14 protein-coding genes are annotated in these 14699 nt (G+C 72.9%); 5 read left to right on the plus strand and 9 right to left on the minus strand.

Annotated elements, in window-relative coordinates:
- Nucleotides 1-263 precede the first annotated feature (263 nt).
- Both ABLE88_RS08870 and ABLE88_RS08875 read right to left on the minus strand, forming a co-directional pair.
- Complete coding sequence (locus ABLE88_RS08870; protein WP_348831164.1) at nt 264-1397, minus strand: CmpA/NrtA family ABC transporter substrate-binding protein; 1134 nt, start codon at nt 1395-1397, stop codon at nt 264-266.
- Nucleotides 1394-1984: an ANTAR domain-containing response regulator gene (locus ABLE88_RS08875; protein WP_348831165.1), complete on the minus strand. Its 591-nt coding sequence runs from the start codon at nt 1982-1984 to the stop codon at nt 1394-1396. Before ABLE88_RS08875 ends, ABLE88_RS08870 begins: the two co-directional genes overlap by 4 nt.
- 343 nt (nt 1985-2327) lie before the next feature.
- Between ABLE88_RS08875 and ABLE88_RS08880 the strand changes: the two genes are divergently transcribed.
- Nucleotides 2328-3929, plus strand: a complete 1602-nt coding sequence (locus ABLE88_RS08880) for a hypothetical protein (protein ID WP_348831166.1) — start codon at nt 2328-2330, stop codon at nt 3927-3929.
- 4 nt (nt 3930-3933) lie between these two features.
- Nucleotides 3934-4914 (plus strand): hypothetical protein, encoded by a 981-nt coding sequence (locus tag ABLE88_RS08885; RefSeq protein ID WP_348831167.1) that lies wholly within the window; start codon nt 3934-3936, stop codon nt 4912-4914.
- A 127-nt stretch (nt 4915-5041) separates the two neighbouring features.
- On the opposite strand, the gene rplS is transcribed toward ABLE88_RS08885, so the two are convergent.
- From rplS to rimM, 3 genes are all read right to left on the minus strand, one after another.
- Nucleotides 5042-5464 carry a 50S ribosomal protein L19 gene (gene rplS, locus ABLE88_RS08890; protein WP_348831168.1) on the minus strand — a complete coding sequence of 141 codons (423 nt, stop codon included), beginning with the start codon at nt 5462-5464 and terminating at the stop codon, nt 5042-5044.
- A gap of 96 nt (nt 5465-5560) precedes the next feature.
- Complete coding sequence (gene trmD, locus ABLE88_RS08895; RefSeq protein WP_348831169.1) at nt 5561-6274, minus strand: tRNA (guanosine(37)-N1)-methyltransferase TrmD; 714 nt, start codon at nt 6272-6274, stop codon at nt 5561-5563.
- A gap of 85 nt (nt 6275-6359) precedes the next feature.
- Entirely contained in the window at nt 6360-6914 is a 555-nt protein-coding gene (rimM, locus tag ABLE88_RS08900; RefSeq protein WP_348831170.1) for a ribosome maturation factor RimM, read from the minus strand.
- A 265-nt stretch (nt 6915-7179) separates the two neighbouring features.
- Between rimM and ABLE88_RS08905 the strand changes: the two genes are divergently transcribed.
- The 3 genes from ABLE88_RS08905 (at nt 7180) to ABLE88_RS08915 (ending at nt 9478) form a co-directional block, all read left to right on the plus strand.
- Nucleotides 7180-8631 carry an FAD-binding oxidoreductase gene (locus ABLE88_RS08905; RefSeq protein ID WP_348831171.1) on the plus strand — a complete coding sequence of 484 codons (1452 nt, stop codon included), beginning with the start codon at nt 7180-7182 and terminating at the stop codon, nt 8629-8631.
- A gap of 52 nt (nt 8632-8683) precedes the next feature.
- Nucleotides 8684-8806 (plus strand): hypothetical protein, encoded by a 123-nt coding sequence (locus ABLE88_RS08910; protein ID WP_348831172.1) that lies wholly within the window; start codon nt 8684-8686, stop codon nt 8804-8806.
- 96 nt (nt 8807-8902) lie between these two features.
- Nucleotides 8903-9478 carry a hypothetical protein gene (locus ABLE88_RS08915; protein ID WP_348831173.1) on the plus strand — a complete coding sequence of 192 codons (576 nt, stop codon included), beginning with the start codon at nt 8903-8905 and terminating at the stop codon, nt 9476-9478.
- Between the two features lie 187 nt (nt 9479-9665).
- On the opposite strand, the gene ABLE88_RS08920 is transcribed toward ABLE88_RS08915, so the two are convergent.
- From ABLE88_RS08920 to ABLE88_RS08935, 4 genes are all read right to left on the minus strand, one after another.
- A complete protein-coding gene (locus ABLE88_RS08920) occupies nt 9666-10937 on the minus strand; it encodes an MFS transporter (protein WP_348831174.1) in 1272 nt (423 codons plus the stop codon).
- Nucleotides 10938-11049: 112 nt separating this feature from the next.
- Entirely contained in the window at nt 11050-13128 is a 2079-nt protein-coding gene (locus tag ABLE88_RS08925) for a SpoIIE family protein phosphatase (RefSeq protein ID WP_348831175.1), read from the minus strand.
- Entirely contained in the window at nt 13128-13958 is an 831-nt protein-coding gene (locus tag ABLE88_RS08930; RefSeq protein ID WP_348831176.1) for a hypothetical protein, read from the minus strand. The genes ABLE88_RS08925 and ABLE88_RS08930 overlap by 1 nt, the downstream gene beginning before the upstream one ends.
- Nucleotides 13948-14694 (minus strand): hypothetical protein, encoded by a 747-nt coding sequence (locus ABLE88_RS08935; protein WP_348831177.1) that lies wholly within the window; start codon nt 14692-14694, stop codon nt 13948-13950. Before ABLE88_RS08935 ends, ABLE88_RS08930 begins: the two co-directional genes overlap by 11 nt.
- Nucleotides 14695-14699: the final 5 nt, after the last annotated feature.

The following is a 14699-nucleotide window of genomic DNA, read 5'->3' on the forward strand; positions in this document are numbered from 1 at the left end:
CTTCTTCCGCCGCGTTGCTCTTCCCCGGCCGTTCCCTCTCCCCCGCCGTTCCTTCTTCCCCCGCCACCTCCCCTTTCCCTGCCGTCGCCCTCCGGCTTGACCGGAGGGCCCATCTCTCCGCCGGGCGCGCGGCGGGGAGGTCGCATGGATGCTCCGGTCAAGGCGGAGCATGACGGCGGTTCGGGACGCGGGATGGGGAAGGCAGACGCGGCCGAGCCGGAGCATGGCGGCGGTGAACGGCTTTTGAACCCGCGCGCCCGACCTCACCCCTTGCGGGCGAGGAAGGCGTCCTGGTCGAACACCGCGCCGAACTGGGTGGCGACGCAGTCGGGCTGCGGCTTGAACACCGGCACCGGGCCCACCGCCTGGTCGAAGATGTCCGGGCGGTAGACGCCCATGGCCTCGCGCGCCGCGTCGGGCGAGAACTCGCCCTGGCCGGCCTCGACGATCTGGGAATAGATCCACAGCGCATGGTCGACGGAGGGCCGGTTGGCGCCGTCGCGGTTCAGCACCAGATAGTCCGGGTGGGCGCGCCGCGCGCCGCCGGGGGCCGAATGCAGGCGTCCGTCGAGGGTTCGGCGCAGCACGTCGGCGGGCAGGTTCAGGTGGCGCGGCTCGCCGAGGAGCCGGGCGAGGTCCTCGTGGTTGGCCTCGTCCTCGCACCAGCGGGCGGCGGAATGGAGCGCGCGCACCAGGCGGTGCAGCACCTCCGGCTCGGCATTGGCGAACCGGGCGTGCACGCCCAGCACCTTCTCCGGCACCCAGCCGAAGATCTCCGCGCCCAGCACGGCGATGCGGCCCACGTCCGCGTCCACCGCCACCGAATTCCAGGGCGAGCCCACGGAGAAGGAGTGGATCAGCCCGCCGCGCAGGCTCTCCACCATGAAAGGCGGGGGCACGACCACGAGCCGCACGTCGCGGTCCGGGTCCACCCCGCCGCCCTTCAGGAAGTGGCGGATGAGATAGGTGTGGGTCGAGAAGGCGTAGACCGCGGCGAAGGTGAGCGGGTCGCGCCCCTCGGCGCGGCGCTGGCGCACCACCTTGCCGAGCGCGCGGGCGGCGCCGGGCGCGTGCGCCAGATCCTCGCCCACCTCGCCCATGGCGGCATAAACGTGCTTGTCGATGGTGATGGCGCTGCCGTTGAGGTTGAGCGCGAACGGCACCACCAGCGGCACCCGCACATGCCCGAGGCCGAGCGAGGAGGCGATGGCGAGCGGCCCCAGCATGTGGGCGCCGTCCAGAAGGCCGATATTCACCTTGTCGCGGATGTTGGCCCAGGACACCTCGCGGTGCAGGTCGATCTCGATGCCTTCGGCCATGGCGAAGCCGCGCTCGGCGGCGGCGATCAGGACGGCGGCATCCGTGAGGGGGATGAAGCCGATGGCGAGCCGTCTCATCGCAGGAGCTCCGACGCGGTGATGATGGATTGGGCGATGTCGGCGATGCGCTTCTTCTCGTTCATCGCCGTGCGGCGCAGCAGGCCGTATGCCTCCTCCTCGCCGATGCCCTTGAGCTTCATGAGGATCATCTTGGCGCGGTCGACCACCTTGCGCTCTTCGAGCTGGCTCTTGGCCTCCTCCAGCTCCGCCTTGAGGCGGGCGAAGGCGCGGAAGCGCGAGATGGTGGTCTCGAGGATCGGCTTCACCCGGTCCTTCCGGAGGCCGTCCACCACGTAGGAGGCGACGCCGGCCTCGATCGCCGCCTCGATGGTGCTCTTGTCGGACTGGTCGACGAACATGGCCACGGGGCGCTTCACCTCGCGGCTCACCTGGAACATCTGCTCGATGGTGTCGCGGCTGGGGTCTTCCAGGTCGATCAGGATCACGTCCGGATCGATGGCGTAGATGCGCTCCAGCAGGTTGTGCCGCCCCTCGAGGCGCAGCACGTTCTCGAACCCCGATTCGCGCAGCCCCTCCTCGAGGATGGCGGCGCGCACGGGGCTCTCGTCGACGATCACGATGCGCAAGGTGAGGTCGCTGGCCATGACTGTCCCAAGCTCTGGCCCCGCCCTTAAGGCAAGGATCGCACCAAACGGAAGGCCCGCGCCGGCCTGCGACGCGCGCGCGGCGCACCCCTCCACTCCTCGCGCGCGGCGTCGGGTGCGGTCAAGGCGTTTGTCGCCCGGGCCGCCGCCCGCGGCCCGCGGACGGCGCATCCGGCCGTCCCTGCGACGCGATCGCGCGCCCTGAACCGGGGACAGCGCGCGCGCTCCCATCAGATTGACTCGATGCGAACGGTGAATCGCCCTCCGAAATGGTGATAGAGAACGGCGCGGCACGTCCTGCGGCGCGCCGGGACCTTGAAAAGCGTGATCGCGGAGGCGGTTGGTGCGGGAAGACGGTCGTCCGAGCCTTGGCGCGGCATCTTTGCGGGTGCTGGCGTTCCTCATCCTCACGGCGCTCGCGGCGATGATCGTGGTGGCGCAGCAGCGCGGCTCGGGCGCCTATCTCGCCGAATTCTCCGCCACCCGCGCGGACGAGGCCGCCCCTGTGGTGGGCGCCGTGATGGTGGCCGACTGGATCGCCGGCGGCCTGCCGGCGCCCGCCGCCTTCTTTTCCGAGCAGGCTCTGCGCCTGCCCGCGCCGGGCCTCGGCGCCGGGCCGCCGCTTCCGGCGCTGGCGCTGGGGCTGTGGATCACCGGGCTCGGGCCGCTGACGCCGGCGCTGCTGCTGCTGCCGGCCTTCCTTGCGGCGCTGCTGGTGGTGAGCGCGGGCTGGGCCACCGCCCACGCGGCCGGGCCGCTGCCGGGCGTCGCCACCGGCGCGGTGCTGATGGCCGCCGTGCCGCTGCGCGAGGCGGCGATCATGGCCGGTGCCGACCTGCCGCTGGCGCTGCTGTCGCTGCTCGCCGCGCTCGCCTTCGCCGGCGCCCTCGCCCAAAGCCGGGCGTCCTCCATGGTGCTGTTCTCGCTCGCCGCCGCGGCGGCGCTCCTGACCGCGCCCGACGGCGCGGCGCTTCTCGCCGTGCCGCTGCTCGGCCCGCTCCTCGGCGGGCGGCCGGGGCTGTTCGCGCGCCGTGCCTTCTGGCTGCCGCTGGCGCTGATCGCGCTCCTCGCCGGTCCCTGGTATCTGGCGCACCCGACGCCGCTCGGCCTTGCCGCCGCGCCCACGCTCGCAAGCGTCGCGGCCAATCTCGGCGCCTGCGCGGCGGCGCTGCGCGCCGGGCTCGGCGGGGTGTTCGTCGTGCTCGCCGCGATCGGCGCCCTCGCTGCGGTGGCGCAGGCCTGGCGCGGCGACGACGCGGCGCGGCCGATGGCGGCGGTGGCGGCGCTCGGCCTCGCCTGTCTCGGGCTGTTCGCGCTCGCCGCCGCGCCGCCGGACCCCGGCCGCACGCTGGTGCTGGTGGCGCCGGTGGTGATCCTTTCGGCCTATGGCGCCATCAGCCTGCTGCGCCTCGTCTCGTCGAGCTGGGACACGGTGTTCGGCCTCGCGGTCGCCGTGGTGCTGCTGGTCGCCGCCATGCCGGCGCTGCTGGAGCCGGTGCGCAAAAGCGTGGTCGGCATGGACGAGGTGGCGCAGGCGGTGGTCGCGGGCAAGCGCGAGCGGCCGGTGGTCTTGGTGGCGGCGGACCCGAAGGGGGAGGGGGCGCTGATCGCCGCCATCGCCCAGCACGACCGCGCCGCGGCCACCATCGTCGTGCCGCTGGCGCGCCGGCGGCCGGACGCCGATCCCGCGGCGGTGCTGGCCGAGATCGACGCGCTCGGCGCCGCCTTCCTCGCGCTCGATGCGTCGACCGGCGCGCGGGCGCTGCCGGCGGTGCAAGCGGCGGAGGCGGCGGTGGCGGCCCATCCCGACCGCTTCCGGCTGGTGGGGGCGTTCCCGCGCGCCGACGGCACCGGGCAGGCGCGGCTCTACGCCGTCGCCGGCGCCGGGCCGGCGCCCGACGCCGCCGAGCTCCGGCGCCGTCTGCGCGCGCCGGCGGGAGGGTGAGGCCGTGCGCGCGCTCTCCGACTATGCCCTGCGCGAATGGCTCGCCGGCGCGCCTTTCGCCCAGCGCCTGCGGCGGGCGCGCAACGTCGCCGTCGACCGCCTCTACCGCCGCCGCCGCGCGGTGGGCCAGGAGGCGCTGGTGGCACGTCTGAAGGGCGCACCGGCGCTCGCCGTCACGGTGGCGTTCAACCAGCCCGGCGCGGTGGCGCTGCTCGCCGACGCCATGACCCGCTTTCTGCCCGACACGGCGCTGGTGGTGTGCGACAATTCCACCGATCCTTCGGCCCGCGCCGCGATCGCCGCGGTCTGCGGCGCGCGGCGGGTGGACTACTGCCCCTTGCCGCCCACGCCGTATCGCGGCGCGCGCAACGGCTCGCGCTCCCACGCGGTGGCGCTGAACTGGGCGTTCTCCAATCTGGTGCGCCCGGCGGCGCCGGCGGTGTTCGCGGTGCTCGACCACGACCTGGTGCCGCTCGCCGGGGTCGACCTTGCGGCGCTGGTGCGCGACCAGCCCTGCTACGGCCATCTGCGCCGTTCCGATTTCCCGCGCGAGCGCGCCTGGTACCTGTGGCCTGGCTTCAGCGTCTTCGACTTCGCCCGCGTCGGCGCGCTGGCGCTCGATTTCGGCACCGACACGCCGCTCGGCCTCGACACCGGCGGCCAGAACTGGGGCGTGCTCTATTCCCGCCTCGACCGGGGGCAGCTGAAGCGGGCGCAGGTGCGCAGCGTCTATCTGGCGGACGCGGTCCCCGGCGCCGGCGCGCGGCGCGCCAGCATGCTGCTCGATACCTGGTTCCATATCGGCGGGGCGGGGCACCGGGCGGGGGGAACGGGCGCCCTGGAGCGCACCCGCGCCGCCTTCGACGCCGATCCGGACGGCCTGCTGGCGCGCCTCCTCGCCACCGCCGACGCGCGACCGGCCGGCAGGCCGGAAGGCTCCCGGGGTCCCGGGGAAGAGCCGGGCGCCGGCGGCGCCCGGTCCTGAGCCGTCCGCGCCGCGCACAAGAAAAAGCCGCCGGCGCGGGGCCGGCGGCGTGGATTGTCCGGTGGTCTTTCCACGGGCTCCCGGGACCGAGCGCGCCGCCCGGCCGGCGCCCGCGGGCGCGGCGGCCTCACTCGGCGGCGGTGACGCCCGCCGCGGCGGCCTTCTTGGCCTTGGCCTTCGCCTTGGCGTCCGGATCCTGGCGCTCGGCGATGCGCGCCGACTTGCCGCGCCGGTCGCGCAGATAATAGAGCTTGGCGCGGCGCACCTTGCCGCGGCGCACCACCTTGATGGAATCGATCAGCGGCGAATAGACCGGGAACACGCGCTCCACGCCCTCGCCATAGGAGATCTTGCGGACCGTGAAGCTCTCGTTGAGCCCGCCGCCCGAGCGCGCGATCACCACGCCCTCATAGGCCTGCACGCGGGAGCGGTCGCCTTCGACCACCTTCACGTTCACGATCACGGTATCGCCCGGCTGGAATTCCGGGACGGCACGCTTTTCGGCGAGCCTGGTCGCCTGCTCGGCTTCGAGCGTCTGGATGATGTTCATGTCGCCAACCTCTAGCGGCCCTGGGCAAGCCCCGGCGCCACATCGTGTCGTTATAAGTTAAGGGACGCGGCTTCATATATGAGAAAGCCGGCGCTGTCATTCCCTTTCCGTCGGCGTTCCGTCACAGGGCGGGACGGGGAGGTCCGGCCGGCGCGCGCGGGTGGCCGCCTCGGCCTCGGCGCGGCGCCAGCGGGCGATGCGCGCATGGTCGCCGGAGGTCAGCACCTCGGGGATGCCGCGGCCCTCGAACTCCTGCGGCCGCGTATAGTGCGGATATTCGAGCAATCCGTGGGCGAAGCTCTCCTCCTCGCCGCTCTCGGCCTTGCCCATGACGCCGGGGATCAGCCGCACGCAGGCATCGAGCAGGAGGAGCGCCGCCGCCTCGCCGCCCGACAGCACCACGTCGCCGACACATACCTCCTCCAGGTCGCGCGCCGCGACGATGCGCTCGTCCACCCCCTCGAAGCGCCCGCACACGATCACCGCGCCCGGTCCCGCGGCGAGCGCGCGCACCCGCGCCTGGGTCAGCGGGCGTCCGCGCGGCGTCATCAAAAGGCGCGGGCGCGGATCGCCGGCGGGCGAGGCGGCGTCGATGGCGCGGGCCAGCACGTCGGCGCGCATCACCATGCCGGGGCCGCCGCCGGCCGGCGTGTCGTCCACCGAGCGGTGCCGGTCGAGGGCGAAGTCGCGGATCTGCAGCGCCTCCAGCGCCCACAGGCCGCCGGCGAGCCCCTTGCCCGCCAGGGCATGGCCGAGCGGGCCGGGGAACATCTCCGGATAGAGCGTGAGGATGGTGGCGCGGAATGTCATGGCAGGGTGATGGGGGAGGGCAGGGCGGTGAGTCAAATGGGAGCCGCGGCGGGCCAACCCCACGGGCTGCGCCGGAAGGGCCGGCTCAGCCCTGCTTGTCCTCTCCCGCCTCAGGTTCGGCCGCCTTGCGCTCCACGAAGGCTTCGGCGAGCACCACGCGCCCGGCCGTCAGGTCCACCACCGGCACCGCATCGCGGGAGAAGGGCACCATCAGCGTGCGCGCCTTCACGCCGGCAAGAGCGGGCGCGTATTCGAGGATGTCGCCGGCGCCGAAATCGTGCAGGGCGACGACCGTGCCGATCCGCGCCCCGGTTTCGTCCTCGACCGACAGGCCGATGAGATCGGCGTGATAGAAGGTCTCCGCGTCCTCCGGCTCGGGCAGGGCGGCGCGTGGAACATAAAGGTCCACATTGGTCAGCGCCTCCGCGGCATCGCGGTCCGCGACGCCGTGCAGACGGGCGACGAAATGATCCTTGGCGGCGCGCAAAGCGGTGATGCGGAAGCTCCGCCGGCCGGCGGCGTCGGTCAGCGGATCGAACTCCAGCACCGCGTCCGGGTCCTCGGTGAAGACGAACAGGCGCACCTCCCCCTTCACCCCGTGCGGGGCGCCGATGCGGGCGACGAGGACGCGGTCGGCCATGAGGTCTCCGTTCAGGGCACCCGCTCTGGAGCGCGATCCATCCCATGGCATCACCGCGAGGGTCCATAGGAGCCGGTTCATCGCCTCCAGCTTACCGAATAGGGGCCGATCCGGCTCTAGCCCAGCGCGTCGTCCTTTGCCAAGGCGTCTTTGGGGCGCTCGCCTTCGGCCGCGCCGCCTTTGGCCGCCCCAGCCGGGACGGATCGCCGCTCGCGCGTCGCCGGGCAGGCTTGCGGCGGGGGCGGGGCTGCGGCACTTTCCCGGCATGCCGAGCCCCGCCCCTGAGCCCATCCACATCGAAGCCGAGCGCCTCTCCGGACTGCTCGACACCATCGCCGCGCGCATCGGCCGCGCGCACGTCGTCACCGACCCGGCGAATCTCGCCCCCCATCTGATCGAGGGCCGGGGCCTTTATCGCGGCGCGACGCCGGCGCTGGTGCGGCCCGGCAGCACCGAGGAGGTGGCCTTCGCCGTCGCCGCCTGCGCCGCGGCGGGCGTGCCCTTCGTGCCGCAGGGCGGCAATACCGGCCTCGTCGGCGGCCAGATGCCGTTCGGCGCGCTGCTGATCTCGCTCTCCCGGCTCACCCGCATCCGCGACCTCGACCCCACCGACCTCACGGTGACCGTCGAGGCGGGCGTGACCCTCGCCGGGGTGCAGGAGGCGGCGCGCGAGGCCGGCTGCCTGTTCCCGCTCTCCATCGCCGCGGAGGGATCGTGCCAGATCGGCGGCAACCTCTCCACCAATGCCGGCGGTACCGCCGTGCTGCGCTACGGCAACATGCGCGAGCTCGCGCTCGGCCTCGAGGTGGTGCTGCCCGACGGGCGCGTCTGGCACGGCCTCTCGCGCCTGCGCAAGGACAATACCGGCTACGATCTCAAGGACCTGTTCATCGGCGCAGAGGGCACGCTCGGCATCATCACGGCGGCGGTGCTGCGCCTGTTCCCGGCGCCGCGCCAGCGCGCCACCGCGCTCGTCGGCCTCGACGGGCCGCACGCCGCGCTCAGGCTGTTCCGCCGCCTGCGCGCGGTGGCGGGCGACGCGCTCACCGGCTTCGAGATCATGCCGCGCTTCGGCATGGAAATGGTGCTGAAGCACATGCCGGGCACGGTGCGCGCGCTGAAGGGCGACCACGCCTTCTACGTGCTCGCCGAGCTCACCTCCACGCGCGACGAGGACGACCTTGCCGCCATGGTGCTCGCCGTGCTCGCCGACGCCTTCGAGGCGGCCGAGGTGGAGGACGCGGTGATCGCCGCGAGCGAGGCCCAGGCCGGCGCGCTCTGGCGCCTGCGCGAGGACCTGTCGGACGCGCAGAAGTTCGAGGGCGGCTCGATCAAGCACGACGTGTCGGTGCCGGTCTCCAAGGTCGCCGACTTCATCGTCGAGGCGACGCGCCGGTGCGAGGCCCATATGGGCGGCCTGCGGGTCTGCGCCTTCGGCCACATGGGCGACGGCAACGTCCACTTCAACCTGAGCCAGCCCGTGGGCATGGACAAGCAGGCGTTCATCGACACCTGGGAGGAATTCAACCGCATCGTCCACGACCTCGTGGCGGCGCTCGGCGGCTCGATCTCCGCCGAGCACGGCATCGGCCTCCTCAAGAAGGAGGAGCTCACCCTCTACAAGGACCCGGTGGCGCTGGATGTGATGGCGGCGGTGAAGGCGGCGCTCGACCCCCAGGGGCTCGCCAATCCCGGCAAGGTGCTGATGGGCCGGTAGCGCCGGCCCGGCTGCTCATCTCTTGCGGACAGACCTAAGACGGGGGCGCCCCATGGCCGAGAGCATCCATGCCTGTGACGGGGCGCATCTGGTCCGGATCGAGCCCGACGACCGCCTCGTGGTCCTCGCCCGGACAATCCAGGTTCGCGATCCCGGAGCGGAAGCCGAACTTTAGGACCGGGTCGCGAACGGGGCGCGCTTTGGGCAAACATGCCTCGGCCAGGCGCTCTACCGGCATCGCGCGGTCTTCCGGAATGCCTGCGAGGCGGCCGTGTGGAGCCACCTCGAACTGAGCTACTTTCGCGACATCGTTCCGGCCGGCGCCATTCATGAACTCGTGGTCGAGCCGCAACCGCCGCGGGCCCACGTGCTGCGCGCGGAGATTCTCCTGACCACCCCCTCGGCCTTCGTGCTGCCGCGCAACTGGCAGGGCTCGGCCGGACGGCCCGAACGGCAGGTGTCGCTGGAATATATCGAGGTGAAACTTCCTTACCTCGGAGAATACCGCCAGATCATGCAAAAATATATCGGCCCGGCCGCCGCGAAGCTTGTCCAGGCGGACAGGATCGGGACGTTCCGGGCGATGGAGACGGCGGCCGTTCTCCATCAGGACCCGGCGCTGACGATGGACTGGAACCAGATTCATCTGTGCGAGGTGGAGGCCGCCGGCTTCGACGGGTTCGGCCCGGCGTTCGATGCCGCGCTGCGCGAGGTGTCGCCGGACGGCAGCTTTGCGGCCGTCTTCGCCGGCCTCGACCGCATGCGCGCGATCCCCCGCTGGACCTTCAACGATCCGGTGGTGGAGGCGGACGCCGCGCTCGGGCGGGACGGCGCGGCGCGATCGTGAGCCCGGTGCGGCCGGGGAGGTCGCGTGACGGCTGCGTCCGATCCCGCTTCCAGATGTCCCGCTTCGAGGGGCTCCGCATCCGGCGGGCCGGCAGAGGGGGCGCCGTCGGCCGTGGGCCGTCAATGGCGGCCCGACCCCAGGTCCGGCACCCGGAACACCGGGCCAAAGCCCGTTTCGCGCCCGCCGCTCAGCGCTCCGGCGCCTCGATCTCCAGCGGATCGGGCTCGGGGCCCCGCGCAGCCGGCTGGTCGGGACGGCGGCGCACCGCGAAGGCGGTCAGGACCGCGATGCCGAGCGCCAGCGCGCCGCCCGCCAGCACCAGGGTCGGCTGCCCGTGGTCGAGCGCCAGGCCGAAGAATACCGGCGCCACCAGCGCGCCGATGTCGTAGCCCGAATAGACCACGCCGAACACCTTGCCGGTGGCGCCCGCCGGCGCCGCGTGGCGCACCAGCACGTCGCGCGAGGGGGTCGAGAGGCCGAGGCACACCCCGACCATCGCGATCAGGGCCACCGTCACCGCCGGCTCGGCGGTCAGCCCGGCGGCGAGGAAGCCCAGCGCCGAGCCGGCGGCAAGCCCGCCCATGGCGATCACGTGGTGGGCGCTGGTGCGGTCGGCCACCGCCCCGCCCACCGCCACGCCCGCGGAATTGCCGAGCTGGTAGAGCGAGGCCGCCATGGTGGCGAGCGCCAGGCTCGCCCCGTAGCCCTGCTGGAGCGCGGCGATGGAGAAGCTCTGGAACGCCGACAGCGACACCGCGGTCAGCACGAAATAGAGGAACGCCATCAGCACCACCGGCATCGCCAGCACCTGGACGAAGCTCGGCGCGCGCGGGGCGCCGGCATGGCCCGGGAGATGGCGCGCCTGCGGCTCCACCTTCAGCGCGCCGCGCCAGGCGACGAGGACGAGGGCGAGCACCATCACCGTTCCCCCCATCACCAGGAGCGCGGTGCGCCAGCCCAGGGACGTGCCGATGGCGGCCGAGACCAGCGGCGAGGCGGCAAAGCCGAGGCTGCCGGCGATCACGTGGGCGGCGAAGGCGCGCCCAAGCCGGGCATGGGCGACCCGGTGGCTGAGGATGGACAGGTCCGCCGGGTGGTAGACGGAATTGCCGAGCCCGGCGCAGGCGGCGAGCGGCAGCAGCGTCTCATAATGCGGGGCGAAGCCCATGGCGGCGGTGGCGGTGCCCTGCAGCATCATCCCGGCGAGCAGCAGGCGGTCGGCGCCGAAGCGGTCCACCAGGATGCCCGCGACCACCTGCCCGACGCCGGAGAACAGGTAGAAGAGGGACAGGATCAGGCCGAGCTCGGTGAAGGACACGCCGAGGTCGTCGCGCATGAGCAGGAACAGCGGGGCGATGGCGAGCTGCAGGAAGTGGCTCGAGAAATGGGCGAGCCCCACCGCGCCGATGGTGGACGCCTCGCGCGCCGGCCAACCGGCCGCGTGCGTTTGCAAGGACACGACTCTTCCTCCCGTCCGGTGGCCGGCTTGACGCCGGCGCCGGTGCGGCGCGCGCCGCCCGGCCGGTTCGTTCCCCTCTTCCGGTACTCTTAGCTCGGGTGAGGCTGGTTCCTCACCTCGAACGTCGCGGACCCAACTCGCCCGATCGCCGCGGTCCCTGGCCGCCAGAATAGCGCAGGGTCAGGCAGGTGATGTCGTCCGCCTGCGGCGCGCCGCGCTCGAACACGTGCACCGAGGCCAGCACCCGCTCGGACAGATCGTGCACCGACCAGTCGCTGGCGCCGCTCCTCAATAGCGTCTCCAGCCGCTCCTCGCCATAGGGCTGCTCGTCCACGTCGAACGCCTCGTTCACGCCGTCGGTGTAGAGGAACAGCGTGTCGCCGGGCGCCAGCTGCAGCTCGCCCTCGACGAACACGAAGCCTTCCAGCACCGCCACCGCCATGCCCCGGGTGCTCGGCACCGTGGTCACCTCGCCGGCGCGGGTGATGTGATAGGGCAAATTGTGGCCGGCATTCACGTAGGAGACGCGGCCGGTATTGAGGTCGAGGACGCCGTAGAACAGGGTGACGAACAGCACCTGCTCGTTCTCGGCGGCGAGCAGGTCGTTGAGCCGCCGGATGCTGGAGGCGGGCGAGCGCTCGAACAAGGCGGTGGAGCGCAGCAGCGTGCGCGAGATCGCCATGAACAGGGCCGCCGGCACGCCCTTGCCGGAGACGTCCGCCACCACGAAGCCGAGCGTGGTGTCGTCGATCATGAAATAGTCGTAGAAGTCGCCGCCCACCTCGCGCGCCGGGGTCATCTGGCCGTGCACCGCCACGCGGGCGTCGGGCGGGAATTCCTTGGGCAGGATGGCGAGCTGCACCTGGCGGGCGATCTCCAGCTCCTGCTGGAGGCCGGCGAGCTTGGTCTTGGTGACGAGGGCCTCGCGCAACTCCACCACCATGGAGGACAGGCGCGTGTGCTGCTCGACGATGCGGCGCGACAGATCGTGCAGCACCCGGGCGACGCGCTTGAGCTCGTCCTCCTGGTCCGTGGGCTCGGCGCCGCGGGCGAGCAGCGCCAGAACCTCCTCCCGGTCGGTGGGGTCGATGGCGTCGGCGAGCGCCTTCAGTTCGGTGGAGATCAGCGCCTCCTGGCGGCGCCGCACCCGGTCGCGCTGGCGCCGCGCCTCGGCCAGCGCCTGCACGTTGCCGCGCAGCGCCACCACGGCGGAGGCGATGCGGCCGATCTCGTCCTCGCCGGCATGGTCGACGGTGACCGAGGTGTCGCCGCGCGCCAGCGCCTGCAGCACGTCGATGGCCGATTCGAGCGGCCGGAAGGAGTACCACAGGAACAGGTTGAGCCCGATCACGCCGAGCAGCACCAGGCTGAGCGCGCCGGCGATGGCGGCGCTGCGGATCAGGCTCGTGGCCTCCAGCGTCGCCGTGGTGTCGACGAAGCTCACCAGCGCGCCGAGGGCGGATCCGGAGAGGTCCTGGATCGGGATGCCGGTGACGGCATAGGTCTTCTGGCCGACCATGATCTGCTCGGCGAACGCCCGGCGCGGGGTGAAGCTGAGGCCGGCGCGCTCCCACAAAGCGGGGTCGGTGCTCGCCGCCACCCGGCCGCGCAGGGTGACGAGGGTGGTCTCGGCGTTGATGCCGCGGGCGAAACGGTCCATGCCGAGGCTCGCGTCGCGGCCCAGCACCAGCACGGCGACGCCCTTGGTGGCGAGGGTCACGGTGCGGGTGGCGAGCACCACGATGCGGCGCGCCGACACCTGGCGCATGCCGCCCAGCGCCTCCCCGCCCAGGGCCCGGTCGAGACTGCCGGCGTCCAGCATGGAGCGCGCGCCGGCGCCGCTGCTGGAGTAGATCACCTCCCGCTCGGCATCCACCACCTCGAAATAGGTCGCGTCGTCCTCGACGTCGACGCCGGCCTCCTGCAGCGCGGTGGAGATGCCGGAGCGGTCGGCGAAGCCGAGCGTCAGGCGGAACGAGGGCGAGGCGTCCACCCGGTCGAGCACGCGGCCGAGGCTCGCCACCTGGAAGGCGACGATCTCGCGCCACAGCACGCCCTGGCCGGCGATGGCGAGCTCGCCCTCGCGCGCCTGGGCGACGCGGTCGCGCAGCACGGTGGCGCTCCACATGGCGAGCATGAGGGTGACGAAGCCGGCGGCGACGATGAGCGTGATGCGGGTGCGCAGCAGCATCAGGAGCTCCGTGCCTTGTCGGCCGTGGCCGGGCGCGCCAGCACCTCGCGGCGGATGCGCTCCACGTCGGGCCGCAGCGCGCCGTCGAAGTCCACCGCCAGGAGCTCCTCCGCATAAGCTTCGAGCGCCGCGCGCCGCTCGGTGACGCGGCGGTTGCCCTGGAGCAGGGCGCCGTAGGCCCGGCCGACCGCGCCGCTGCCGGTGCGCGGCGGCCGCCTGTGGTCGAGCGGGCCCGGCTCGAATTCCTCCTGCGCGGCGCGCGCGAGGCCGGAGGCGAGGCGCGCGTGCTCGGCGTCGAGGCGGGAGCCGGCGAGAAACGCGGCGGCCAGCGCGAACGCCACCGCCGTCGCCAGCACCGCGAGCATCGAACTCAGCCGGAAGCGGGCCGAGGAGGAGATGAGCGCCGCCGGGTTGGTGCTCACCTCGACGGAGGCGACCTGAAGCCCGTCCACGGTCACCGGGGCGCTGGCCTGATCGGTACCCGGCTCCTCGCCCACCGCGCTGCGGATCTCGCGCCCGTCCGGGCCGCGCAGCACGATCTGGGTGATGCCGGGCGTGCCGGCGAGGGTGTCGGCGAGATAGGCGTCGACGCCGGGAATGAGCTTCAGCGGGACGTTGAAGCGGGCGGCGCGCTCGAACTGCTGGGCCAAGGTGCGGGCGACCGAGGTGCCGATCACCAGCGCGTCGCGGCGGGCGCTGTCCTCCACCCGCGCCCGGAAGCCGTCGGTCAGCGCCAGGCTCGCCCCCCCGCCCACTGAGAGGGTGATCAGGAACACCACCAGGGCGGTCCACAGGCGCGCCCGTCCGGGGCGCAGAGGCTCAGCCCGCATCGTCGAGGGCTCCGAGCTGCTGCAGGCCGCGGTCGATGCGCGCCTCGGCGGCGTTCCAGCCGGCGCGCGCCTGGCCGGCGAGGCGGACCAGGTCCGGATCGTCGGCGCCGACCGCCTCGTGGCCGGCGAGCACGCGCGCGGCATGGTCGAACGGGCGCGTCACCACGTAGGAGAAGGCGATCGCCGCGCCCGCCGCCACCAAAGCGGCGATCAGCGCCAGCGGCGCCGCACGCAGGATCAGGTCGACCGCGAGCCGGTCGACGCGGTTGAGGTGCGATTCGTCCGACACCGTGACGGCGATGCCGCCGGCGACGCCGAGGTCGTTCTCGAAATGGCTGCCGAACACGGTCTCGCCGCGCTCCACCGCCTGCCAGGTCCCCGGGGCGGAGAGCCGGCGCACCCAATCGGCGGCGACGGTCTCGCCGGTGACGCTGACGTCGGTGGAATAGACCGCCCGGCCCGAGGGGTTGAACACCTCGATGGCGAGGATGGAGGGATCGCCCGCCTTCTCGCGCTCGATTCGGTTCTGCAGGGTGGAGATCTGGTCGAGCGCGAGGCCGATGGACAGGCTCGCCTCCGCGTTCTGCTTCACCGCGGACAGCAGATGCGCGACGCGGGCGCGCTCGATCTCCTCGCTCACGCGCTCGCTCGCCGCGAAGGCGATGACGGCTGTGGCGACGACGGCAGTCACCACCGAGGCCGCCAGAAGCAGCGCAAGTCGGCTTACGAAAGTCATGGGCA

The organism is Xanthobacter luteus (assembly GCF_040049235.1).
In the GTDB taxonomy this organism is placed as follows: domain Bacteria; phylum Pseudomonadota; class Alphaproteobacteria; order Rhizobiales; family Xanthobacteraceae; genus Xanthobacter.

Bases quoted from the DNA above. Each gene is read 5' to 3' on its own strand.
- ABLE88_RS08905 (WP_348831171.1), top strand. From the start codon at position 7,180: ATGCCGAGCCCCGCCCCTGAGCCCATCCACATCGAAGCCGAGCGCCTC.
- ABLE88_RS08935 (WP_348831177.1), bottom strand. From the start codon at position 14,694: ATGACTTTCGTAAGCCGACTTGCGCTGCTTCTGGCGGCCTCGGTGGTG.
- ABLE88_RS08930 (WP_348831176.1), bottom strand. From the start codon at position 13,958: ATGCGGGCTGAGCCTCTGCGCCCCGGACGGGCGCGCCTGTGGACCGCC.
- trmD (WP_348831169.1), bottom strand. From the start codon at position 6,274: ATGACATTCCGCGCCACCATCCTCACGCTCTATCCGGAGATGTTCCCC.
- ABLE88_RS08925 (WP_348831175.1), bottom strand. From the start codon at position 13,128: ATGCTGCTGCGCACCCGCATCACGCTCATCGTCGCCGCCGGCTTCGTC.
- rplS (WP_348831168.1), bottom strand. From the start codon at position 5,464: ATGAACATCATCCAGACGCTCGAAGCCGAGCAGGCGACCAGGCTCGCC.
- ABLE88_RS08910 (WP_348831172.1), top strand. From the start codon at position 8,684: ATGGCCGAGAGCATCCATGCCTGTGACGGGGCGCATCTGGTCCGGATC.
- ABLE88_RS08875 (WP_348831165.1), bottom strand. From the start codon at position 1,984: ATGGCCAGCGACCTCACCTTGCGCATCGTGATCGTCGACGAGAGCCCC.
- ABLE88_RS08870 (WP_348831164.1), bottom strand. From the start codon at position 1,397: ATGAGACGGCTCGCCATCGGCTTCATCCCCCTCACGGATGCCGCCGTC.
- rimM (WP_348831170.1), bottom strand. From the start codon at position 6,914: ATGGCCGACCGCGTCCTCGTCGCCCGCATCGGCGCCCCGCACGGGGTG.